Annotated in this window: 29 protein-coding genes; 18 read left to right on the top strand and 11 right to left on the bottom strand. The window is 60.3% G+C overall.

Annotated features, from left to right (window positions below; genetic code table 11):
• From DK391_RS17355 to DK391_RS17325, 7 genes are all read left to right on the top strand, one after another.
• Positions 1-656: hypothetical protein (locus DK391_RS17355; RefSeq protein WP_109479204.1), on the top strand; the 656-nt coding region annotated here is incomplete at its 5' end.
• A 258-nt stretch (positions 657-914) separates the two neighbouring features.
• On the top strand, positions 915-1,346 hold the full coding sequence (locus tag DK391_RS17350) for a hypothetical protein (protein WP_239482861.1): 432 nt from the start codon (positions 915-917) through the stop codon (positions 1,344-1,346).
• Positions 1,325-1,750 carry a phage holin family protein gene (locus DK391_RS17345; RefSeq protein WP_109479203.1) on the top strand — a complete coding sequence of 142 codons (426 nt, stop codon included), beginning with the start codon at positions 1,325-1,327 and terminating at the stop codon, positions 1,748-1,750. The genes DK391_RS17350 and DK391_RS17345 overlap by 22 nt, the downstream gene beginning before the upstream one ends.
• On the top strand, positions 1,750-2,385 hold the full coding sequence (locus DK391_RS17340) for a glycoside hydrolase family 19 protein (protein ID WP_109479202.1): 636 nt from the start codon (positions 1,750-1,752) through the stop codon (positions 2,383-2,385). Before DK391_RS17345 ends, DK391_RS17340 begins: the two co-directional genes overlap by 1 nt.
• The gene (locus DK391_RS17335) at positions 2,382-2,954 is read left to right on the top strand and encodes a hypothetical protein (protein WP_109479201.1); all 573 of its coding nucleotides are present in this window, start codon (positions 2,382-2,384) and stop codon (positions 2,952-2,954) included. Before DK391_RS17340 ends, DK391_RS17335 begins: the two co-directional genes overlap by 4 nt.
• A gap of 70 nt (positions 2,955-3,024) precedes the next feature.
• A complete protein-coding gene (locus DK391_RS17330; RefSeq protein WP_162600839.1) occupies positions 3,025-3,561 on the top strand; it encodes a hypothetical protein in 537 nt (178 codons plus the stop codon).
• Positions 3,558-4,037, top strand: coding sequence for a DUF1353 domain-containing protein (locus DK391_RS17325; protein WP_109479199.1), 480 nt, complete (start codon positions 3,558-3,560; stop codon positions 4,035-4,037). Before DK391_RS17330 ends, DK391_RS17325 begins: the two co-directional genes overlap by 4 nt.
• Before the next feature lie 40 nt (positions 4,038-4,077).
• Here the strand turns inward: DK391_RS17325 and DK391_RS17320 are convergent, their stop codons facing one another.
• From DK391_RS17320 to DK391_RS17270, 11 genes are all read right to left on the bottom strand, one after another.
• Positions 4,078-5,325, bottom strand: a complete 1,248-nt coding sequence (locus tag DK391_RS17320; protein ID WP_239482860.1) for a replication initiation protein — start codon at positions 5,323-5,325, stop codon at positions 4,078-4,080.
• 583 nt (positions 5,326-5,908) lie between these two features.
• Complete coding sequence (locus tag DK391_RS17315) at positions 5,909-6,307, bottom strand: hypothetical protein (protein WP_109479198.1); 399 nt, start codon at positions 6,305-6,307, stop codon at positions 5,909-5,911.
• Positions 6,304-6,849 carry a hypothetical protein gene (locus DK391_RS17310; protein ID WP_109479197.1) on the bottom strand — a complete coding sequence of 182 codons (546 nt, stop codon included), beginning with the start codon at positions 6,847-6,849 and terminating at the stop codon, positions 6,304-6,306. The genes DK391_RS17315 and DK391_RS17310 overlap by 4 nt, the downstream gene beginning before the upstream one ends.
• Positions 6,842-7,501 (bottom strand): AAA family ATPase, encoded by a 660-nt coding sequence (locus tag DK391_RS17305; protein WP_109479196.1) that lies wholly within the window; start codon positions 7,499-7,501, stop codon positions 6,842-6,844. The genes DK391_RS17310 and DK391_RS17305 overlap by 8 nt, the downstream gene beginning before the upstream one ends.
• A gap of 847 nt (positions 7,502-8,348) precedes the next feature.
• Positions 8,349-8,777 carry a hypothetical protein gene (locus DK391_RS17300; protein ID WP_109479195.1) on the bottom strand — a complete coding sequence of 143 codons (429 nt, stop codon included), beginning with the start codon at positions 8,775-8,777 and terminating at the stop codon, positions 8,349-8,351.
• Positions 8,778-9,665, bottom strand: coding sequence for a ParB N-terminal domain-containing protein (locus tag DK391_RS17295; RefSeq protein ID WP_109479194.1), 888 nt, complete (start codon positions 9,663-9,665; stop codon positions 8,778-8,780).
• A complete protein-coding gene (locus DK391_RS45300; protein ID WP_109479193.1) occupies positions 9,665-10,843 on the bottom strand; it encodes a recombination-associated protein RdgC in 1,179 nt (392 codons plus the stop codon). Before DK391_RS45300 ends, DK391_RS17295 begins: the two co-directional genes overlap by 1 nt.
• Positions 10,844-10,949: 106 nt before the next feature.
• On the bottom strand, positions 10,950-11,657 hold the full coding sequence (locus tag DK391_RS17285) for a lambda exonuclease family protein (protein ID WP_109479192.1): 708 nt from the start codon (positions 11,655-11,657) through the stop codon (positions 10,950-10,952).
• Complete coding sequence (locus DK391_RS17280; RefSeq protein WP_109479191.1) at positions 11,654-12,457, bottom strand: ERF family protein; 804 nt, start codon at positions 12,455-12,457, stop codon at positions 11,654-11,656. The genes DK391_RS17285 and DK391_RS17280 overlap by 4 nt, the downstream gene beginning before the upstream one ends.
• A gap of 5 nt (positions 12,458-12,462) precedes the next feature.
• The gene (locus DK391_RS17275) at positions 12,463-13,773 is read right to left on the bottom strand and encodes a hypothetical protein (protein ID WP_109479190.1); all 1,311 of its coding nucleotides are present in this window, start codon (positions 13,771-13,773) and stop codon (positions 12,463-12,465) included.
• A 649-nt stretch (positions 13,774-14,422) separates the two neighbouring features.
• Entirely contained in the window at positions 14,423-15,169 is a 747-nt protein-coding gene (locus DK391_RS17270) for a LexA family transcriptional regulator (protein ID WP_109479189.1), read from the bottom strand.
• Between the two features lie 240 nt (positions 15,170-15,409).
• Here DK391_RS17270 and DK391_RS17265 point away from each other — a divergent pair, with 240 nt between their 5' ends.
• From DK391_RS17265 to DK391_RS17215, 11 genes are all read left to right on the top strand, one after another.
• Positions 15,410-15,625, top strand: coding sequence for a helix-turn-helix transcriptional regulator (locus tag DK391_RS17265; protein ID WP_109479188.1), 216 nt, complete (start codon positions 15,410-15,412; stop codon positions 15,623-15,625).
• Between the two features lie 12 nt (positions 15,626-15,637).
• Entirely contained in the window at positions 15,638-16,141 is a 504-nt protein-coding gene (locus DK391_RS17260) for a hypothetical protein (RefSeq protein WP_109479187.1), read from the top strand.
• A gap of 46 nt (positions 16,142-16,187) precedes the next feature.
• Positions 16,188-16,556 (top strand): hypothetical protein, encoded by a 369-nt coding sequence (locus DK391_RS17255; RefSeq protein ID WP_162600838.1) that lies wholly within the window; start codon positions 16,188-16,190, stop codon positions 16,554-16,556.
• A 9-nt stretch (positions 16,557-16,565) separates the two neighbouring features.
• On the top strand, positions 16,566-16,757 hold the full coding sequence (locus DK391_RS17250) for a hypothetical protein (RefSeq protein WP_109479185.1): 192 nt from the start codon (positions 16,566-16,568) through the stop codon (positions 16,755-16,757).
• A gap of 30 nt (positions 16,758-16,787) precedes the next feature.
• Entirely contained in the window at positions 16,788-17,390 is a 603-nt protein-coding gene (locus DK391_RS17245; RefSeq protein ID WP_109479184.1) for a nuclease domain-containing protein, read from the top strand.
• An 8-nt stretch (positions 17,391-17,398) separates the two neighbouring features.
• The gene (locus DK391_RS17240) at positions 17,399-18,409 is read left to right on the top strand and encodes a hypothetical protein (RefSeq protein WP_239482858.1); all 1,011 of its coding nucleotides are present in this window, start codon (positions 17,399-17,401) and stop codon (positions 18,407-18,409) included.
• The gene (locus tag DK391_RS17235) at positions 18,406-19,515 is read left to right on the top strand and encodes a hypothetical protein (protein WP_109479182.1); all 1,110 of its coding nucleotides are present in this window, start codon (positions 18,406-18,408) and stop codon (positions 19,513-19,515) included. The genes DK391_RS17240 and DK391_RS17235 overlap by 4 nt, the downstream gene beginning before the upstream one ends.
• 8 nt (positions 19,516-19,523) lie before the next feature.
• The gene (locus tag DK391_RS17230; RefSeq protein WP_109479181.1) at positions 19,524-19,799 is read left to right on the top strand and encodes a hypothetical protein; all 276 of its coding nucleotides are present in this window, start codon (positions 19,524-19,526) and stop codon (positions 19,797-19,799) included.
• Positions 19,796-20,041, top strand: coding sequence for a hypothetical protein (locus DK391_RS17225; protein WP_109479180.1), 246 nt, complete (start codon positions 19,796-19,798; stop codon positions 20,039-20,041). Before DK391_RS17230 ends, DK391_RS17225 begins: the two co-directional genes overlap by 4 nt.
• Positions 20,042-20,109: 68 nt before the next feature.
• Complete coding sequence (locus tag DK391_RS17220; RefSeq protein WP_162600837.1) at positions 20,110-20,265, top strand: hypothetical protein; 156 nt, start codon at positions 20,110-20,112, stop codon at positions 20,263-20,265.
• A gap of 2 nt (positions 20,266-20,267) precedes the next feature.
• A complete protein-coding gene (locus DK391_RS17215) occupies positions 20,268-20,507 on the top strand; it encodes a hypothetical protein (protein WP_109479178.1) in 240 nt (79 codons plus the stop codon).
• The last annotated feature ends 25 nt before the right edge of the window (positions 20,508-20,532 follow it).

Raw genomic sequence — 20,532 nt, 5'->3', positions numbered from 1 at the left:
CGGCGGGCGTGCCGACGGCCAATCACGTCGCGGACCCACGCGCGTGGACCGTGTCTGAGCGCCTGCTCGCGCTCGTGCATTACAACGTGCATTCGCGCGAGGACCGGCCCAATTACGCGGTCACGGACCAATCGACCATTTCCGACTATCTCGAACTGGGCCGCGAGCCGACCGCGCGCACGACGTTCGTTGAGGCGAGTGACGAATGGACGCTCTACCCGCTCACCGGCGCGATGGCCGAAGCGATCGAAGCGCTGCAGGGCTCGATCACGTATGTAAAGAACGGCAATTCGCTGACGCTCTCCGGCCTCATGCACTGGCTTGTCGGCGCTATGTCCGCACAACTGTTGCGCGCAATCGATATCGAGAAGATGCCGGATGCCGCCGCCGATCAGGACGGCTATATCAAATGGCTCGCCAAGCGCATGCCGATCATGGCCGGTATGCCCGGCTCGACGTTCGACCTGCTCTATGCGCAATACCGCGTCGCGATGGACAAAGACCGGCAGTTTTTCCGGCTCTGGTTCGATAGCGAGGGCGTCATTGTGATGCCGCTTGAACAACCGAACGGAGCGCAGGCGGTGACGCCTGCGGCGCGATTTCTCGTTCGTTCCTGCATCGGTCAGCTTGCGCTTGCGGTCGCTGGAAAATCTTAACGAGCACATCGCAAATCTGTTCTTAAACTTTGGGCGGTCCTATGAGGAAGCCTGCGCAATGCGCCGCTCAGATCACAAGGTAATTTTTGAGTCGGACGCGTTTAAAGACTGGAAAAAGGCCCGCGAATCGCAAGGGACCATGTTCCTTGCGATATGTGAGCGGCTAGACAACATCGTGCGCGCAATTGGCAACCTCGGAAAGGCGTTAGCGGCGAGACGTTCTCGCCTTTTCTAACCAACCCGATAAGGCGACGCACGATGAAATCGCGCCCGCAAGTGTGTGTAGCAAGTGCCCTGTTCCGGCTGTACGTCTGTGGCATCGCGATTCTGACGTGGTACATCGGCATGTTTGAGCCTCGCTCGCTGTACGCCCAAATCGCTGGCAGCGATGAGGGCTATACCCTGCTCTGGCTCATGCTCATTTGCGGCGTCGCGGGCACTATCGACGTCATCATCAACGAAACACCTCTCTTGCCGGTGCAGTTCGAGTGGCTTCGAACGCACCGGCATTTCGGCTTTTCCTCCCTCGCGTTCTGTTACGTCGCCGTGCTGTTTATCGCAGTGCTCAAGCTCGCATCGTTGGGCCTCGCGGTCGCGTGTCTCTGGCATGCCCTGCTCGTCGTGACCTTTTCTCTGATTGACGCACACCAACGCTCGAAGGACGCGACATGCCTCAAAGCCTGCAACTGAAACAACTCTTTTACGCGCTTCTGCTGCTCTTTTGGTCGGCCGCCGCGCTCGCTGCTCAGGTGACGTTCGCGCACGACCTGCGCGACATTCCGGCCGCTGCAATCGGTATCTCTGTGCTGCTCGCGATCATCGGCGGCTCGGCGTACACCGCGCAGAAGATCGCGGACCCTGCGACTGTCGTAAAGAGCGTCGCGCTCGAAATTGTGAAAGACCTGTTGACCTCGATTGTCGTCGGGCTGTGCATTTTCTTTCTTGGCTCGTATTTCAACTGGCAATCCGTCGTGCAGGCCGGGCTCATCACGCTTGGCGGCTATAGCGGCTCGCGCATCCTCGAACCGGCCGTTAGCGGCTTCGTTGCATGGGTGAGCCGTATGAGCGGCACCACGCCCGGCGAGGGCGCGTAATGCAGGTCACGCTCGCGGAACTGAAACGGCTCGCGCCGGGCTCGACGGCCGACCTGCCGGTATGGGTTGATGCGCTCAATGCCGCGATGGCTGAATTTGCCATCACGACGGAACAGCGCATCGAAATGTTCATTGCGCAGTGCATGCACGAGTCAGCAAGCCTCTCGCGCATGTCGGAGAACCTGAATTACTCCGCGCAGGGACTGGCGAACACATGGGACCGCTACAGCGTGACCGGCAAGCGGGGCGGTGCGCCCAATGCGCTCGCTCAGACGCTGGCGCGCCGTCCTGTGGCCATCGGCAACTACGTCTATGCAAACCGGCTCGGCAACGGCAGCGAGTCGAGCGGCGAGGGCTTTCTGTATCGCGGCCGGTGCCCGCTGCAACTGACTGGAAAAGCCAACTACATCGCCGCGAAAACCGCCCTGAATATCGACGTCGTCGCGCACCCGGAACTGTTCGAGCAGCCGGTGCACGGCGCGCGCGGCGCAGCGTGGTTCTGGAAAGCGCACGGCCTTAACGAAATCGCCGACACCGGCAATTTCAAGGCGACAACGGCCGTCATCAACGGCGGCGATATCGGCGGTGCGGCACGCATCGGACTGTGGCAACTGGCTAAGGAAGTCATCGCATGAGCGCGGTAACTGAGGTGCATGTCCAGCGCGAAACGCTGGAATTTGAGGTCAACATTCCCGGTCACGAGCCGCGCGTTACCACGCCGCTCTTTGCGCACTCGCGCAAGCTGCTCATTGAGCGCGAGGGCGGCCGGTGTTGGGTGTCGGGCGCGACGGCCGAAGAAAGCGGGCATCCGCTCGAAGCGCATCACTACCCCATCGAGCGCTCGATGGCGAACATGATCGACTGGGAGCGATTCGCGGCCGACTGCAAGCGCGGCGCGTGGGGTCCGCACGCCCAGGCATTCGACTGGGACACGTTTTTCGAGGGCGCAGAGGTCACCGTGATCCCCGCGCCGCATCCGCTCGCCGATGAGGTGCGCTTTCGCACGCCACGCGACCCTTATCTGTTCGTGGATGACATGACGGTCAACGGCCTGTTGCTCTCGAAGACATTCCACACCGGCAAGGGTACGGGCATTCATGACGTGCCCTTCCCGGTTTGGGTCGCGCTCAGGTACGCCCGCGAGGGTTACCAGTTCTCCAGCACGACAACGCTTCACCACTTCGAAGGCGAAGGGCACGACTGAGCCCGGCGCGACCGCTTTTTCAACCGCTGCACCTACACCTACTTTTCTAACCGTCTCAACAGGTACACAAATGCAAAAATCGTACAGACGTATTTTGATGATCGGCGCGCGGGCGGGCGGCGCGGCCATGATGGCGGCCTGCGCGACCGCCACGACGGGCGGGCCGACAACGGCCGTCGCGACCGGCAGCGGCGCGCAGGCGAACGCCACCGCGCCCGCCGATTCGAAACCGGCCGCGCTCACGCCCGCGCAAAAACTCGCCGCGCTCGCGGTCACGGTCGATAAGGACTGCACCGTCGGGCAACCGTTCATCAATTCGATGCTGATATTGGAGACGGACCCGAACGCGCTCAAGTTTCTCACCGGCGTACAGACGCAGGTCGGCAAGATATGCCCTGTGGCCGCCGCGATAGCGCATCCGGTGAATGGTTCGCCTGTGCCGACACTCGACCTCGCGACCGTGAAAGGCTTCGCCGATTCGCAGATTCCCGACCTGCTCAGATACGTGAAGGGCTCGCGCCTGAGTGACGATGCAAAGACGGCCGCGAATCTCGCGATCACCGGATTGCAGGCGGGCTTACTGCTCGCCGTGGTGAATGCGCAATGAGCGGGTTTAAAACCCCGCTGCGCGTTGAACCGGCGACGGATAAAGATGACGGCAACTGGCGGCTTATCGCGTCGCTGGTGTTCGAGTCTGACGTTGCTGGTCGCACGTTCACGGTGCCCGCTGGTTTCGTGACCAACTTCGCGAGCGTGCCGCGCCTGCCTGTTGTCTACGAACTCGCGGGCGACACGTCGAGCGCGGCGGCGACGGTGCACGACTATCTCTATTCGACGCATATCGTCACGCGAGACGTCGCTGACGCGGTATTGCGCGAGGCATCGGCCGATACGGCGGTGCCGTGGTGGAGACGTCAACTCATGTGGGCGGGCGTGCGGGCGTTCGGCTGGTCGCACTGGGGCACGGCGGCAACGGATGAAAGCTCGTCGGCCGACAAGGCGGCAGCGCAGCCGGTGCCGCTGCCGGACGGCAGCGCAGCATGCGCGGCCTTGATGGCGTCCATCACCTACGCCCACCACTAAGGGCACGGCCGCCGCGCGCGCGACGCGGCGGCCCTTCTCACTACGCCTTGCGGCTCGCGATAATTTCAGCGGCGCGCTTGCCGCGATAGCCGGTCCAGTAGGCCTTTTCCGCGATGTTGGCGAACTCGTGTTTGCCCGCGATGCGCGTCTCTGCGCCCGTCTTCTCGACAAACTCGACCGTCAAAGCCTCCTTCTCCGCGTCCGTCAGCTTGCCCCACGCGCCCCGCGTAACGGCCGCCTGCTTATCCGCCTTGACCTCATCGGCCGACGGCAGCGCGGGCGCTTTGCGGGCTTTCTTTTGCGTGCGTTCAGGCAGGTCAAGCGGCGAATCGCTTTCGAACACGCTCATGAAGTAGCCCGACGCCGACCCGGTGATTTTTCCGGCCGCCTCGCGTTCCAGCGTGACCTTGATCGCGAGCGCGGCACGCGGCAGGTTTTTCGAGAGAATGCTCTTGATGCTCGACTCACCGAAGCCGATGGCCGTCAACTGCTCGCGCAGCATCGCCTCTTTCGGGTCCACCTCGAACGGGAGTTCCGCCTGGGCTTTTTCAGTCACGCCGAATTGCAGTTCGGTGACTGTGCGGCCCTCTTTCTTGAACCGCAATTCGACGTCGATATCCGATACGGCGTTGACTTCCTTGATTGCCTTTTGCAGCACGAAGTTCGAGAAGTGCCGATACTGCTCGTACATTTTGCCCGTCGCGCCTAGCAGTTCGCGCCACGTATCGACGGGCGCATACCGGGTCTGTCCGATCTTGCGATAGCGCAGGCAGTTCTCGTAAAGCGCAAGGGCATACTGGCTTTTGAACCGGCGCTGCATCTTAATGTCGATGGCGGCGAACACCTCAGGGTGCGCATAGCGCTCTGCGAGCCATTCGATATATGCGTAGGTCACGCGGCCATCTTTCACGCCGATAGACGAGACGAGCGGCGTTTTCTTCCAATCCTCTTTGCCGTCCGCGAACATGTTCAGCGTGACGATGTTGTGCATGATGTTCTCGGCGGCCTGCGCGAGTTTCTTGTGATCGTTGCTCGCTTCCCATCCGATGGCTTCACACAGGAACCTGACCGAGATTGTGTGCTCGCGCTTCGTGAGCAGATCATCGTAAGCGTGCAGCAGCAGCACATTCACGATCTTGCGTTCAACGAGCGAAAGATTGCCGCTGACGTGAATGGCCGCGACGTGCTTGCGCAACTCGCGTTCATCCAGCTTGGCGAGTTCGGCCGAACGCACCTCGGCGGGCATCACGTCGATCTTGATCTTTTCGGCCTGTTTGACTCTCCCCATACCCCTCTCCCCGATTCAATGGGGCGAAGTGTAGTAGGTTAACAGCATAGTGGCAAGGTGGTATCTATGCTTTGTGCTATCCCGCAAACTATGCTCTATGCGACTCATCCCGCAGACTATGCTCTATCTCCCGCGCTCATCCCGCAAACTATGCTCTATGGGCTCGCGGTGCACCGGGCATCCCGCAAACTATGCTCTTTATCCCGCAAACTATGCTCAATATAGATACACCTATACCCCATAAGTGCGTAAATATCGTTATAAATCATAGTGTTGCGCGCGTTTACGGGGCTGTTTTCGCGAGCATCCCGCAAACTATGCTCTATCCCGCAGACTATGCTCTATCCCTCAAAGGACGTCCCGCAGAGTATGCTCTGACGTCCCGCAAACTATGCTCTATCTCCCCGCAAACCCTTTCTGGATAAGGCTTTGAGCCGCCTAAAGGTTTTAAAGATGTTGTTTACTTAAAAACAACAACAACCCCTGTTGTTGTCTCTTTCAGAGACTTCCCTAAAACCGAACCCCAAAAAACAAAAAGCCCGACCTCTTGCGAGTGTCGGGCTTGACGATAGACGTATCTATCTTAGTCGCGTTCCGGCGTGTCATAGACCGCGATCAGGCGATCAACGATTTCCTCAATACCCTGCATGGCGATTTTTTGCATCGACGTGTTCGGCATGTGCTCCGCGAGCCATTTCAGCTTTGCGTGCAGTTCTTCTGTCGGGCGCAGGTTGAACGGCTTCGTGACCTTGGGATGTGCGTCCTCCCACGGCCTGCGAGGCTTCGCGCGCAGATCGAGCCTGCCCTGCCCTGCAGACGCCTCAGGACCGGCGCGGCGCGCGCGCGGCGCGGCCGGTGCGACCTCGAACGGCAGCACGCGCTCAGGCAGCGGCGCGAGGTCGGCGGGCATCGGCTCGCCATCGGGCACCTGCACTAGATCCTCAGGCCGGAACTGAAAGCCGGGTTTCAGGGCGTATCTCATGATTTCAGAATCTCCTTGATCCGCTTGTCGAGCAACGCGTCCACGGCCTCATGCACGAGTTTCTGGATCGACTGGCGGCCGGTCATATTCTCAGTCAGCCAGGTCAGTTTCATGTGCTGTTCTTCACTAAACTGGGTCGAAAAGTTGACCTTGACGCGCGGATGAGCGTCCGCCCACGGCAAACCGGCGTCCTTGCCCTTTTTGCCCTTGCTGGCGGGCTTGGGCGCGGCGGCCGGTGCCTCGGCATCGGCGGCGGGCGCGGCGGGCGCGCTGGCGGCCTCTCCAGCGGCCTGCGGGGTGTCGGCGACGGCCTGAGGCTCGGCGGGCGCTGCGGCGGCCTCTGCGGGGCTCTCAGCGGCCTTTTCCGCGTCCGCCGGGGCTGCGGGCTCAGGAATGGGCGCGGCGGCCGGTACGGGCGCGATAACGGGCGCGACCGATGCCGGACGGGCGTTCGCCCCGTCGGCAAACTCCAGAATCCGCTTTTCGCGGGCGGCCTCGCGGGCGGCGGCCTGCCGCTTTTCCTTTTCGGACAGTTCAGCCATTGAAAACCTCTTTGTACAGTTTGGTCATTTCGGCCATCGCTTTTTTGTCCAGCTTGGCCTGTTCGAATACCGCCTCGCCGGTGTCGGCCCACGGCTTGTAGGCGTCGCGCATGCACACGACGGAATCGAGCAGGCGGAATTGCGGGAACTTGACGGCTTTTTCGTAGAACGTGTCCACGTCGGTCGCTTTGGCGTTGGTCGATGCCTGAACCGGGAACAGCATTGCATCGAGGCCGGGATTCAGGTCGCGGGCCAGTTCGACCATGCCGTGCATCATGTCGAGTCGCTCAATGTCGGCGGGCGACGGGCGGCACGGCGTCAGCACGCGATGCGCGACGGTCAGCGCGAGGCGGATTTCCCGCGCGCCCTGCCCTTCGCCGCCCACGTCCACAATGACCTCATCATGGCGTGCGGCCAGCGCGGATAGCTGGCGGTGGTAGTCGCCATCGTTGTCGAACAGCGGCACGCACTCGACAAAGGGCAAACCGGGCGCTTTCGCGCGCTTGCTGGCAAACCGGCGTGCCGATTGCCCGGTGTCGCTATCCACCAGCAGGACGTCGCGCCCGGCCGACATGGCCATGACAGCGAGGTTGACGGCGGTGGTTGTTTTGCTCACGCCTCCTTTCGGGTGAGCTACGACGGTAATCGACATGACGCGACCTCTATTGGTTTGGTATGTCGCGCAGTGTATTGATTTATCTATGTCACTACAAGCCGGATAGCCCCGCCCTATATGGTTTGTGAGGCGACGGGAACATGACACATATGGTTGATGCGAGTGTGATTGATACCAACTGGTATCACGCCCGCACCGCAAGGGGTTTCAGACGTTTTCTGACTTTCTCTGTCTAAACCCTACGCGAACCCGCAACACGACACAGGATTACGGCCAAAAGCAACGGATTTCCTTTTTTCTGTTCTTTTCGGGTGTTGCCTGCTCTTTACGGTCTGGATCGGGTCCAATACAAGCGCAACTCAACAAACAATGAGCAAAAAGAACCTATTTGATAGGTTTAGACATGGTTTGGCCCGTTCAATAGTGCTTGAGTTTGTTCAAAACAAACAAAAACACATTGAAGCGGCTTGGACCAAATGCGAGGCAATAAAAAATAAACAGGTAAGAGCACCCTAGACGGGGACAAATAGAAAAAGGTCTGGTGTGTCTAATACCAACTGGTATCAGTGACGCGCGCCGCGTTCGATCAGGCGAGGTGTTGAGGCAGGGCATAACGTGTGTTTGATACCAACTGGTATCAGTCCCACGTTATGCGTACAGGTGAGGCAATACAGGAAGGGGCATCAGGCCTTCATTTCAGGCCGGGCAGGCCCGCATGAGAAGTGATGTGAGGCCGTCAGAAGCCCGTTGGATTGGTGGGGTAGGGCGGACGTTTTGCACGGATCAGCGGGCGGCGGCGGGTCGAGCCGGGCCTGCAACACGAGCAGCGCGAACGCGCCAGCGACCGCGATCAGGCATGTGGGAAGTGCTTGAATAATGCGCTTCATTTTGTGTCCCCAGTTGGGGTTTTGCCCCATTGGTTGTGGTGGCATCCGGCGCAACCCGGATCGTCAGAAAGTAGGCTGTGGCGGCAGTCTTTCGACATGACATTGTCCTGAACCTTTACCCAATTCGGCGAGCGGATATAGCTGCCGTCGGGCTGCAGGAAGGTGCTATATCCATCCTGCGCGAGATAGAAAGGCCGCCCTTCCAGGCGGTTGTGGCATCCATTTTTCGGCACGATATGGGCTCGCATGTTGTGGCGTTTGGCGGCGATAACCGACGGCCGGACTTCGCATTGCTCGCCGCATAACACGCAATGCAGTGTCGTACCGAACAGCCGCAAAGGCGTGCCCGCGCCATGTGACGGGCATTGCCATGCGTCGCGCTGCTCGACGGACACTTCGATTCCGTCGGTAGTCACGACGGGCATTTACGCTGCCTCCTTTTGCTTTTCGCTCTTGCGCGAGGCCTTTTCGAGGTGCGCATCATGGATCGCGAGCAGCGCTTGCAGGTCTGCCGCGCGAACAGCAATCACCTCATCAGGGTGTGCTGTGCGCAGAAGGGGCAGGCTGCTAGGCTTAAAATTGCTGAACAAACCGGCAATCGAATCGGCCGCGCGTGCGCCCAGTTTCGGCGTGAATGTAGGGGCCGCCGCCTTGCTCGGCGTGACCTTGCCGTTGGTGCCATCGACAATGCTTTGCAGGTAAGCACCGGCTTTTGCGCCGTGTTTGCGGATGGCGGCAATCGCTACTTTCGCCGATACAACGTCGTGTTCGAGCATGCGCTGCACGTCGGAATCGGCGTTCGCCAGCATGAGATTTTGCTCGACGTAACTGGGCGAAACACGCGCTCGCTCGGCAATCTGTGCGACCGTCCATCCAAGGCTGACGCGCCCCTTGTACTTTCTGCCCTGTTCGAGCCGCGTGAGGTGCAACTGATTCGCGCTGTTGAGGACGTGAAAATCCGCGTCTTCGTCGTTGCCGTTGAACTGGCGCACATGCACGAGCATGATTTCCATGCCTTCCGCGATCAGTTCGTGATTCGCCACGAGGCGGCAGTGACCCTCCACCACGTAGATCTTGTCGCCCTCAACGCGCACGTCAAGCGGCGGCATAACCTCATTGGCGCGGATGGCCGCCTTGATGTTATCGACGTGCTGGCGCGTGCGCGGGCTCATGTTGCCCATGTCGCGTGCGTTGAAACCCGGCTTGATGCTGATCGCGCGCGGGTCCAGCATGTAATCCGTCACTTTCTTGATGCCGATGGCCGTCTGATCCTTGCTCTCGGCGATCTTTTTCAGGCTGACAAGGTTCGTCATCACTTCACCCCGCTCACGAGCACGCGGCGCTCGCTGCCCGTCGTCATCGGGCTGACGATGCCTGCCTTTTCCAGTTCCTCCAGAATCGCGGCGGCCCGGTTATAGCCGATGCGCAGGTGCCGCTGCACGAGCGAGATTGACGCGCGACGATGGCCGATCACGATGGTTTTCGCCTGTTCGCACAGCGAGTCGTCATAGACGTAGGCGGGCGGCGGCTCGACGCCGTCCTGCGCGGGCTCGCCCGTTGCATCGACGTCAGCGGTGTCGGCCTCGCCGGTGTCCGGTTCGTCGGCCAGGTCGGCGGCCGTGGCGATGCCGTCGAGCGAGTCGATGAGCGCACGCACGAGGGATGCGAGGGTAGCGGCCAGCAGCAGGAAATCGGCGGCGGCCGACGGCTCATCCTTGCCGCCCGGCTCTTTGAGCACGTCGAGCGGCGCGATGCGGCGCAGCACGAAACCCGACGAAAACACGAACGAGAGGCGTTCGGCGTGCGTGAGCGCGAGGCGCGTGACGTACTTGCCCGATTCGATTTGCCGCGTGACGTCCTCTTGCTCGATGCTGACTTTCGAGTAGGTCACTGCGCCGCCGTTGTTGCCCGCAAACGTCGTGTCATCGTCAATGGTGAAGGCGAACGGCGGTTCGTCGGCGACCCATGCCGTCATCGCCACCACGGCCGATTTCACGGTTTGCAGCTTGCGCAGGCCAATGTCGCTTTCGAACGCGCGGATCAGGTGCGTCACAAAGCGATCAGCGGCCGTTTGCGAGGCCGTATCGAGAGCGATCAGCCTGGCATCCATGTCGATCCACGCGCGCACCGTGCGGCGCACTGAGAACGCCTGCGAGAGCAGGGCGTCCGTGACGTCCTCGCGGATCTCGGCTTTCTGTTTGCGGCCGGGTTTGAAGCCCTGATTTTTCTCGACCTCGGCGAGGCGCTTGGCAAGCTCATCGCGCACGACGGGCGCGGGCAGCACCTTTTTCTCGACGCACAGCGCGATCATCAGGTGCTTATCGACGGCGAACACAAGCGAGGCATCCTCGCCACGCGGGGCGACGAAGCCCGACGATTCGTGCTGCACGTCCGTGCACGGCGCGTAGCGCTGGCGCGCGAGCGCTTCGTTGAGGCCGTCTATGCCGGGCATGTCCGAAAACGAGTACAGGGTGAGATTGCGAAACCACATAACGTGTGTCCAGTTTATTTAAGGTTGCGTGACCCGTTACCGGGTCACATGTCACTGATACCAACTGGTATGAGTGATTAGGCTATAACTGCAACATCAGAGAAAATCAGTATGCGCCGGACGCGAGCGGGTCGAGCAGGGCGGCGGCCTCGGCGAGTGCGGCCGGATCACCCTGGAAGCGTTGAACCAGCTTGAGGCGGTATTCCTCAACGAGGTTGTCGAACGCGAGCAGGTCGCGCACCATCGTGTCGATGTAGTTCTCATCGCGGCGCACGCGCCAGCGCACGAAATGGCCGTTGACCGCGCGCATGGCGGGGCAGTAGACACAAAAATCCCACCAGCGTTTGTTCGTGATCCACAAGCCGCCCATCACCTGATCCTCGAACTTGCCGTAGTCGTAGTCCAGATAGATCCTGCGCAGTTCAAGCGGGCTCACGAGGCACTTGTATTCGCTGCCGCCGTCGCCCTCAGGGTCGTTGTCGATGGCTCCGTCCGCGCTCGCGCCAAACTTGCGGTCATCGGTGAGCACGAGGCCCACCTGCCGCACGCGGCGGCCAATGTCCTGCATGTGATGGTCGCGCGCCTCAGGTTCGAGACGTTGGCCGCGCTTCATTTGCCATGTCTCGTGACCCTCATCGAGCGGCACACCGCTGATACGCTCGATGGCGAGACGGAAAGCGTAGTTCTTAGCCGTCTCGCTGCTTTCGCCACTCGCCTTGAATTTGCGGGCGGTCGAAAACATGCTGGCGGTGATGACGCCAGCACGCGACGCGTGCCATTCGGGCGTGCCCTGATCGCAGGCGAGTTCGATCACAGGTCATCCTTTTTCGGGACTTGCTGCGCCGGTGCCGCTGCCGTTGCTGCGGGCTTGCCGTTCGTAGCGCTCTTGCCGGTCGCGGTGGGATTGTTGTTCATCGGCGTGTCCAGTGCTTCAAGCAGGCGTTCATAGTGCGCGCGGTAACGGTCCTTGTTTTCCGACGAGAACTTGTTGAACGCCGTCGTGAGTTCCTTCACGCTTTTGGCGTCGCGCAGAATGGGAGACTCGGCCGGGTTCGAGGGCGCGGGGTTGCCGACCGACGGTGGAATGTAGCCGCGCATGGTCGGTTCTTCGTCGCCCGGCATGCCGTCGCCGTTGTCATCAAGGTCATCATCAGCGGACACGCCCAACATCGGCCCGACGATGTAGCGGCGCAGATAAGTGATGTACGCGCCAAAATCCTTCACCTCGCCCTCGCGCCCGCGTGGGACGTCGAGCACCGACTCCATGCGCGCGCCGCTGCTGTGTCCGAGAATCGTGCGGATCATCACACCGCCCTGATCGCTCGACTTGTTGGTCACCAGTTGCGTGAGCGCGAGATTGTTGGACGTGCGCCCGGCCTTGGTCTTGTCGAGAATTTCGGCGAGGTCGGCGTACTTGAATGTGTAGGCCTGCTTCGTCGCGTCTTTCGGCTTGATGCGCGCATCCTTGTTTTTCTGGATCTGTTCGAACGCGCCCTGCGCCGCCGCGAGGGCTGCGAAAAAATCGCCCATGTGGCCGCCCGGCGTCGCGGGGATAAGGTTGAAATCGAGAGCCGGGAAAGCGCGCTCTTGCGTCAGTTCGAGTGGTGCATTCATGGTGCTTACTCCCCTTGTGCGGATGCAACGGCGGTGTCGATGCGGTCGGCGAGGTCACCGGCCGGAACATGCGCGCGTGCTTCGATCAGCAGCGCGAGCAGCGTTTCCGCCACGGCCTCGGCGCGTTCGCGCGCGACGCGTGCGGCTTCCTGCTTTTCCCGCTCGATGCGCTCCGCTTCCTCGCGATCCTCGCGCTCTTTACGCTCTGTTGCCTCGCGCTGCTCGCGTGCGGCGTTCTCTGCGGCCGTCGCTGCCGCCTGCTCGCGTTGCGCCTTTTCCGCGCGCAGTGCGGCGAGTTCGGCCGCGTCCTCTGCTGCCTGGCGTGCTGCCGATTCATTTTTCAACGCGGCATCGAGCATCGTTTGCAGGACGTTGCGCGTGTTCTCGATGGCGGCCGTTGCTTCTGCTGCCATTTCCTCGAACGTGGACGGGTCGGTCTGTTCGAGCCGGTTCAACTTTTTCTGAATCGCTTCGCTCGTTGCGTCCGCAACCGTCGTCGGCGCAAGCTCGATGTTGTGGATGCGCTCGCGCAGCGCTGCCTTGCGCTCGTTTTCGCGGTCGGCTTCATCCTGTGCGGCGCGCATGCGTGCCACTTCCTCGCGCGCCTTGGCGTTTTCGAGGTGTTGATTGAGCGTCGCGATGTTGGTGCGAATCGCATCCGTTGCAGCGGGCAGGTATTCCTGCCAGTCGCGGCGCGAGAGAGAGTCGATCGAGGAAATCTCGGCGATCACCTGCTCGATGGTTTCCGACGATGCGGACAGATATTGCGTTGGCATATCGGTGAGCACCTTGACGGCCGCAACGTGCGCCTCGATGCGCTGGCTTTCTTCCTTCGCCTTTTTGTTGCGTTCTGCCGTTTCGATAGCCGTCTGAGCGTCAATCTGCTCTTTGATCGGTGCGCGCATCGCGTCCACTTCCGCGATGACGTAATCGCGCTTGTTGCGTGCATCCTCCTGCAGGTCACGAATCGGCGTGTTCCACGTCGTGTAGGTTTCCTCCACCAGCTTTTTCAGCTTGGTGAGGTTGCTATACGCGCCTTTAGCCTCTTTCATGCCATCAGGCGTTGCAACGGCGAACTGAATGCCGTCAAGAAACGAGTGCAGCGCGGCGATATGAACATCGCGAACCGGGAATTGCAGCGGCTTGATAGCCTCGATGATTTCGCCGCCTGCGGCCGTGGCCGGGACGTCGAGGTGTTGCGTGATCTTGAGTTCGGCGGGCTCGGTGACACGCGCGAGCGCGGTCGTTACGAGTTCGTTGGTGTCGGCGTGCGATGCCGCGTCGATGACTTCCGAAACGTCGCTCATGTTCGTCATATGTGTCTCGCGTGGTGGTTGCGATGGAAAGGGCCGGGCGACCTTACTGGGGCGTAACGCGGATCTTGCAGAGGCCGAATTTCGTTACGGCCTCATCCCATGCGTCAAAGCTATGTGCGGCGCGCGTGGTGTAGTGGCGCGCAATGCCTGCCCAGTTCGTTACGGTCACTGCAAACGTCAACATGTGTTCGCTCCCCAAGTAAGGTTTCCGGGTATAGACATAGTTATGTCTATGGGCGAATCTTATAGACATGTCTATATCGACGTCAATAGATACGTCGATGAGGTGTAGAAAAAAACCCGGTTTTTTTGCGAAGGGAAGGGGGTGTTGCTAAGAACAGACAGAGGGGGATGACGGGCTGATTTATTTCAGCCGTATGAGGAAATTGTTTGTTACCTGTTAGCAAACAATTGGGGACGTGAGCCAGCTTACTGTCACGAATACGACAACGATTCTCACATAGTGGAAGGCACTAGTAAGGTGCAACCGTTTGCGAGATTACGGCTCAGGTAAGGACTACCGATGTTTACTTATGCCCTTGAAAAATAGGGGATTCCTCATACAAAACGCCCGCGCAAACGGGCGTTTTTATGTGGTTAAATTCACATCTCGTAACACATTGGTAAGTAAATAATACCTGAATGTATGTTAGCCCTGACGATAAATGTAACGTCCGATGAGCATGAGGCCTGCAGCGGCTTCTGCTGTGTAGTCTTCATCGGGATAGCGAACTTTGTCGGGGTTATCGCACGAGAGAATGACGTGACCATCACTGCGGCGAAAGACTCTCTTTAAGCGAGGACCGTCCGGTGTATCGAGGACATAGATCAGGCCGTTTTCTAATCGGTCTGTCTGTGTAGTGTGAATGAGTACGGTGTCCCCATGCACGATGAAGTTTGCCCCGCTGTCGCCATCCGCGATGATGGCTCTAACGTCATCCGGCTTGACTCCAAGCCGGTCGAAAAACGTTTGGTCTTTGAAAACTGCGCCGACAGCTTTTTGAATGTCCTCTACGTCGGGCTTGCCGCCCGCGTTCCCTCCGCAACTGCCCCGCGACGAAGCCAGGAACTCGATTCTAAATTCGGGCTCGGTATCGAGTGCAAAGGTGCGCCTCAATCCTTTGGGGTGATTGGTAGGGTGTTTCTCTCCGATGCCTGTTTCGAGCCATAAGGCAGAGACACCAAGGACGTGAGCGTATTTGCCAATGCTGTGGGTGGTTTGTGATTTGTTCTGTTCCAAAGCCGATAGCGTTGGCTGTGTGACGCCTACCAGTTTGGCTAGTTGTCCCTGAGACAACTCCTTTTCAATTCTGCATTCCCGAATACGGTCGCCTAACCGCTGTTGTTTAGGCGGCTGTAGCTTTGGCGACGGCTGACGCTCGTTCTTCTTTGTCATGTGGCTCTCAAATATAGGCTCGGAAATATTCTTTTTATAGGCTTATCTATGTTCCTACAGGCGCACTTATAGCACGGAAAGTTGCGTCTATGGAAGGCCGGTAGACATTTCCTGACATTTATTAATCAATACCCTCAGATACAAACGCATCTATGTGCGGCTTGTCACAAACCATAGGCATGTCTATACTCTGCACCGCTGTATGTAAGGTCGTCTCGTTCGGACAACAACAGGTAAAAAATGCAGATAGCACAAGATATCGCCGCCCTGCGCTCGCTGGCGGGGCTCACGCAGCAGCAGATAGCCGACGCCATTGGCTGCTCGCAGGGGCACGTATCGCACCTGCAGAACAATCCCGCAAAGAAGCCGCGCACGAGCGCGGCGGTCGTCGCGGGCATCACCAAGCTCAAGCGCAAGTACGCGAAGAAACTCGCCGCTGCTCCGCAGGCATCGTAAGAGGTCCGCCCGATGCCCGCATCCAAAAAGCCTCGCCGCAAGTACAGGCCTAAACCGCTGGACCCGCTTTCCGCGCTCCAGACGTTGAACAGGTCGCACGTCATTGGCGAAGTGCTCACCAACTTTTACAAGCCGCTCGAAGCCGCCGATCAGCGCGACGTCGCGATTGCGTTCGGTTCGAGCATTGATGCCATTTCCAAAGGGAAGGGCGAGATTTCGCACGCCGAAACGCTGGCGTGCATGTGCAACACGTCACTCGTGTTGACAGAGCGCGGGTTTGGCCCGGAATACGAGGCCGACATTATTGCCGCGCTCGATGCGCTGTTCCGCCTGCAGTTGCGGTTCAAGCGCACCGGAAAACTGGGTTTTGACGCGCCGGGGCTGCAAGCGCTGCGCCGCGCGTATGACGTACACACCGCCCAGGTGGAAATCGCCGGGCAGGGTGAATTGATGGCGGCCGGTAACGAGGTCAGCCGTCGCATAAAAGAAGGTAACCACTATCGCGAAGCGGCCTAGAGCCGTGACCGCTTCGCCGGGGTTCGATTTGCGTTGTAAAGAGAGCATGCAACAGATTCATTTTCTTTTGGCCGGGACCATTGTGAACAACGACATAACAACCGCAGTTTCCTGTAACAACCGCTTCGCTCGCCGCCGCGAGCAAATGACCAACGTAGACGGGCATTTCACCATCGACTACGTGAGCAACTTCCTCGGCCGCGCCGACCTGCGCGAGCGCATGGCGGCCGACGGCATCATCGACGCCGATGGCATGCCGACCGCGCAGCACGCAAACACGTTCGCCGTTGTCGAGACTGACGACGGCCTGCCTGAGGTGCTCGTGACGCCGGACGGCGCTGTCGCACTGCTGCATCACTACGGCATCGCAGGCGATGAGCGCATCACGCATCAAACCGCCCTTGCAATCCAGTAACACGCCCGAATGAACGTCGCCGATCCGAACGCGATTGCGAAGTTCCGCGAGACGACTGCAAAGGCTTTGCAGTTGTCTCATGTTCGCAAGCGGTGTCCTGCGCCCTGTAACAAGGTCGTGACCTCTATCCAGTTGCAGCGCTACGGAATGTGCGAACGCTGCCGCAAGCAGAAGCAAAAGCAGCAGCAAGCCGCCCAGTAGTACCCAATCCCATCACCTGAGAACACTGACGTGAGCCGAATCACAGAATCGGCACGCGGGGAAGCGTGCACCCTGAATTTCCCTCTCGTCTGCAATTGGGACTGGGAGACAACCGTTTGGGCGCACTCGAACTGGCACGACGGCGGCAAGGCAAAGGGCAAGAAACTCGCGCGCGTCGATCACCTGGGCTGCTACGCCTGCTACGCGTGTCACAAGGTGCTCGACGGGCAGGACCGCTTGCCCGCGCACCTGTCGCGCGATTTCGTGATGACGCGCTTTGCGACCGCGATGGCCGCGTGCGAGGTGATGCTCAGGCGTAAGGGATTGTGGCCGTCGGATGAGTTTCTGGCGGCAAAGCCGGTGACGGCACACAAGCCGATCCAGAAGAAGGTCACGCCGCTGGCGGCACGCGTGAGCACGAAGAAAGTCACGCCGCATGAAGAACGAAGCCGCGAGCCTGTTGGCGCAGGTCGCGGCTTTCCGAAGGTAAGGAATGCTGTGTTCAACAACGCGATTGTAGCGGCAAAGCCCAGTAAGGAAAAGCCGACCACGCAGAGCGCAAACCGCTGGCCGAAAGGCCGCAAGCTCGTGTCGGCAAGCAAGCTGCAGTCACGTCCGTTTGGGAGTAGGTAGTGCATCACATGTTCGACACGGATCACGCGCGCCTCTATGGGCTTGAGGAAGCGGTGATGATTCACAACTTCACTTTCTGGATCGCGCGCAACCGCGCGAACGGTGAGAACGTTCGGGATGATCGCGTGTGGTCGTATAACTCGGTCGCCGCGTTCGCCGAACTGTTTCCGTACCTCTCGAAAGATCGCATCCGCCGCACGCTCGATAGCCTCATCAAGCAAGGCGTGCTCATCAAGGGCAACTACAACGAGCAGAAAACCGACCGCACGCTGTGGTACGCGTTCGCCGACGAAACCGCGTTCGTGCCCGACGGCAAGCATTTCGCAGATTCGCCAAATGGAAATGGCGATACCGGGAATGTCCATTCGGCGAAATTGCCAAATGCAAAGGGCGATACCGCCGACTCCCTATATAGGGCAGATGGTAAACCAGATGGAAAACCAGATAGAGCACGCGCTACGCGCCTGCCGAACGACTGGGAACTGTCCAAAGAAGCCCTCGAACGCACGGTAGCCGTGACCGTCACGTATGCCGAAAAGCTCACCGAATGGGCTGGCGGCGCGTGGTCGATCCAGCACACGCTTTTCGAGGCAGAGAAGTTCCGCGATTACTGGGCCGCCAAGTCGGGCAAGGACGCGACGAAACACGACTGGCCCGCGACGTGGCGCAACTGGATTCGCAACGCCGGGCCGATGCGCGCGGCAACCGGCAAGAAGGGCGGCGGCGGGTGGTGGTTGTCGCCTGAGTCGCGCAAAGCCAAGGCGCACGAAGTCGGCGTTGGCGATCCGATTCCGGGTGAAAGCGATGCCTCGTATCAGGCGCGCATTCAAGCCGCGATAGACAACGGCGGCAAGCCGCCGACGCCTCGCGCCAAACCCGTAACCCCTATGGACCCTGTGCCCGCGCCGGAAGCGGCGGCGATGCGCAAGGCCATGCCAGAAGAAGCCCGCGCCGCGCTGCGCGATCTAGCCAAGCGCAACAGCGTTCCCAAGCACCTTAACGGAGACTCCCCGCAATGACTCGACGTATCGTTTGCTGGCTCACCAATGACCCGGCATCGCTTGCCGCCACGAAGCTCGCCATCCGCGAAAACGAGCACGACGCGAACACTCTGCCGCTCGTTGTCGTCGCGCTGCGCGCCGATATCGACACCGACTGGCTGCGCGCCGCAATGGAATGGCTCACTGTGCCCGTCGTGCTGCTCGATGACCCGGCCGCCGCGATCACCGAACCGCTGGCGGCCGTCGATCAGACGGGCCTGTACCGGCTCGAAACGGACGCGCATGTCATTGGGGTGCCCGTAGAGGAACAAGGCCGCTATGACGCGTACATGAACGCGTACAACGGTTTCGCGGTGTATGCGAACCTCGCTGATCGCGGCATGTCGCGCGCCGACTGTGTCGAGTACGTCACGCGCGCGGGCATAGCGATACCTGAGGCGAAGCCCCTGCAGGTCGTCGGCCGCATCGACGTCGCGCAAAGCGTCGCGGGCCATCGGGTCGTCATCGAGGCGCTGGCGGCGGCTTACGTGGCGGACACGAGCGAGGATCGCATCGAGGGCGACGTTGTCGTTGGCACGCTCAACACGCAGCAGGTCGAGCTATACGGGTGGGGTCGTCACGTTGGCGAGCACGTCGATACGACGGGCTTCGTGTACCTCGTTGCGCTCACCGACGGTTTCAGCACGCTCAACGTGCGCACGCGCAAAGGTGAGATTTATTGTCAGCGTCTGCCGGTCGGCACCGTCGTTCGCCTGGACGATTACGAGGGGCACTGGACTGAGGACGAAAAGCCGCGCGCGTGCGCCTTTCTCGGCTCGTATGCGGCACCGTGCGACGCCGCGGCTGTTCGCCTGTTGCAGAACGCCGTCAACACGCTCGCGCGCGGCGATTACTACGGCGCGCCGCGCGTGCAGCAAGGCTTTCGCGCGATGCAGGCCGATGAGTGCTACGTCCCTAACGCGGACTGGACATTCTGCGACCCGATGCTGCTCGCGGATGCCCGCGCACAAGGCAAGCATGTCGAGACGTGCGCGCACTGTGACACGCCCGCCGTGCGCATCGACTCGAAATTCCCGTATTACAGCGACGCGAACGCCTGCGCCGCGCACCTCCACGCACAATAACTCTCACCATGTCCCATAAATACGCCATCGGCGAAATCCTCATCTTTCAGCATGGCCGCTTCGAGCCTGAGCGCAACGGCATGGAATGCCTCGTGATGGAGCACCGCACGCAATCCATCAACCCGGACACGATGGAGCCTGAGCAAGGCACGTTCTACGCCATTGAGTTCGAAGACTGCGCGCGCCGCTCCGCGCTCGAAAGCCAGTTGCGTCGCCGCGATGAGACGCCGCCGACGGACGCCAGCATGCGCGACGTGCACCGGCCCAATGAGGTGACCGCGTGACGTACTGGACCCATGCCGTCGATGACGTGCTCATTTTCCGGCCGCGCCGCGCGCCGCAGGGGTGGTCGCTCATCGGCCAGCTCTGCACAGTGATCGCGCTCGCCGATTTCATGTACCTGCCCTCGGGTGAGCGCGTGCCGTCACTGGGCGGCGTGTACGAAATCGCGTTTGAGTCGGGCGAGGTGTTTCATGCGTGGGAGCACGACTTGCTCGCATTGGGGGCGCGCCGGTGGATGCACTGACACGCTGCCCGCTCGATGAGACGTTTTCGGGCTTCTATAGCAACTTCTGCCGGTGCTGTCAGATCCGTTTGCTGGCGAATCTGCCTAAGGAAAAGCGGCGGCGCGAGTATGAGCGCATCCGCAAGCGCGAGGGCGGCGAGGAATCGCTCGCGCTCGTGATCGAACTGGTCAAGGCCGAATATCAGCGCGGTGTCGAGCACCAAGCAAAAACAGGGAAAAAATAGACATGTCTATGGGTTTGATGAGCCGTGAAACGATCCTGCGCCACCGGATCGACATGCTCGAAAAGACGATGTACGCGTATGACCGCAGGATGAACACGCAGGCCGTGGCCGCCGACCGCAAACGCATACAGGAACTGGAAGACGCGTTGGTAGACCTCTTGCCGCTGATCGACGCGCACGCCCCGGAAAAGCTCACCTTTGTGGCGGATCTCCTAGCTAAAAAAATTTGGCCCGGAATATAGACGCGTCTATATAATGTCGCGCATG

The organism is Paraburkholderia sp. C35, from assembly GCF_003121405.1.
In the GTDB taxonomy this organism is placed as follows: Bacteria; Pseudomonadota; Gammaproteobacteria; order Burkholderiales; family Burkholderiaceae; genus Paraburkholderia.
The sequence above is the reverse complement of the archived record's forward strand: the minus strand, read 5'-3'. Positions and strand labels throughout refer to the sequence as shown.

Bases quoted from the DNA above. Each gene is read 5' to 3' on its own strand.
- DK391_RS17350 (WP_239482861.1), top strand. From the start codon at position 915: ATGAAATCGCGCCCGCAAGTGTGTGTAGCAAGTGCCCTGTTCCGGCTG.
- DK391_RS17345 (WP_109479203.1), top strand. From the start codon at position 1,325: ATGCCTCAAAGCCTGCAACTGAAACAACTCTTTTACGCGCTTCTGCTG.
- DK391_RS17340 (WP_109479202.1), top strand. From the start codon at position 1,750: ATGCAGGTCACGCTCGCGGAACTGAAACGGCTCGCGCCGGGCTCGACG.
- DK391_RS17335 (WP_109479201.1), top strand. From the start codon at position 2,382: ATGAGCGCGGTAACTGAGGTGCATGTCCAGCGCGAAACGCTGGAATTT.
- DK391_RS17330 (WP_162600839.1), top strand. From the start codon at position 3,025: ATGCAAAAATCGTACAGACGTATTTTGATGATCGGCGCGCGGGCGGGC.
- DK391_RS17325 (WP_109479199.1), top strand. From the start codon at position 3,558: ATGAGCGGGTTTAAAACCCCGCTGCGCGTTGAACCGGCGACGGATAAA.
- DK391_RS17320 (WP_239482860.1), bottom strand. From the start codon at position 5,325: ATGGGGAGAGTCAAACAGGCCGAAAAGATCAAGATCGACGTGATGCCC.
- DK391_RS17315 (WP_109479198.1), bottom strand. From the start codon at position 6,307: ATGAGATACGCCCTGAAACCCGGCTTTCAGTTCCGGCCTGAGGATCTA.
- DK391_RS17310 (WP_109479197.1), bottom strand. From the start codon at position 6,849: ATGGCTGAACTGTCCGAAAAGGAAAAGCGGCAGGCCGCCGCCCGCGAG.
- DK391_RS17305 (WP_109479196.1), bottom strand. From the start codon at position 7,501: ATGTCGATTACCGTCGTAGCTCACCCGAAAGGAGGCGTGAGCAAAACA.
- DK391_RS17300 (WP_109479195.1), bottom strand. From the start codon at position 8,777: ATGCCCGTCGTGACTACCGACGGAATCGAAGTGTCCGTCGAGCAGCGC.
- DK391_RS17295 (WP_109479194.1), bottom strand. From the start codon at position 9,665: ATGACGAACCTTGTCAGCCTGAAAAAGATCGCCGAGAGCAAGGATCAG.
- DK391_RS45300 (WP_109479193.1), bottom strand. From the start codon at position 10,843: ATGTGGTTTCGCAATCTCACCCTGTACTCGTTTTCGGACATGCCCGGC.
- DK391_RS17280 (WP_109479191.1), bottom strand. From the start codon at position 12,457: ATGAATGCACCACTCGAACTGACGCAAGAGCGCGCTTTCCCGGCTCTC.
- DK391_RS17275 (WP_109479190.1), bottom strand. From the start codon at position 13,773: ATGACGAACATGAGCGACGTTTCGGAAGTCATCGACGCGGCATCGCAC.
- DK391_RS17270 (WP_109479189.1), bottom strand. From the start codon at position 15,169: ATGACAAAGAAGAACGAGCGTCAGCCGTCGCCAAAGCTACAGCCGCCT.
- DK391_RS17265 (WP_109479188.1), top strand. From the start codon at position 15,410: ATGCAGATAGCACAAGATATCGCCGCCCTGCGCTCGCTGGCGGGGCTC.
- DK391_RS17260 (WP_109479187.1), top strand. From the start codon at position 15,638: ATGCCCGCATCCAAAAAGCCTCGCCGCAAGTACAGGCCTAAACCGCTG.
- DK391_RS17255 (WP_162600838.1), top strand. From the start codon at position 16,188: ATGCAACAGATTCATTTTCTTTTGGCCGGGACCATTGTGAACAACGAC.
- DK391_RS17250 (WP_109479185.1), top strand. From the start codon at position 16,566: ATGAACGTCGCCGATCCGAACGCGATTGCGAAGTTCCGCGAGACGACT.
- DK391_RS17240 (WP_239482858.1), top strand. From the start codon at position 17,399: ATGTTCGACACGGATCACGCGCGCCTCTATGGGCTTGAGGAAGCGGTG.
- DK391_RS17235 (WP_109479182.1), top strand. From the start codon at position 18,406: ATGACTCGACGTATCGTTTGCTGGCTCACCAATGACCCGGCATCGCTT.
- DK391_RS17230 (WP_109479181.1), top strand. From the start codon at position 19,524: ATGTCCCATAAATACGCCATCGGCGAAATCCTCATCTTTCAGCATGGC.
- DK391_RS17215 (WP_109479178.1), top strand. From the start codon at position 20,268: ATGTCTATGGGTTTGATGAGCCGTGAAACGATCCTGCGCCACCGGATC.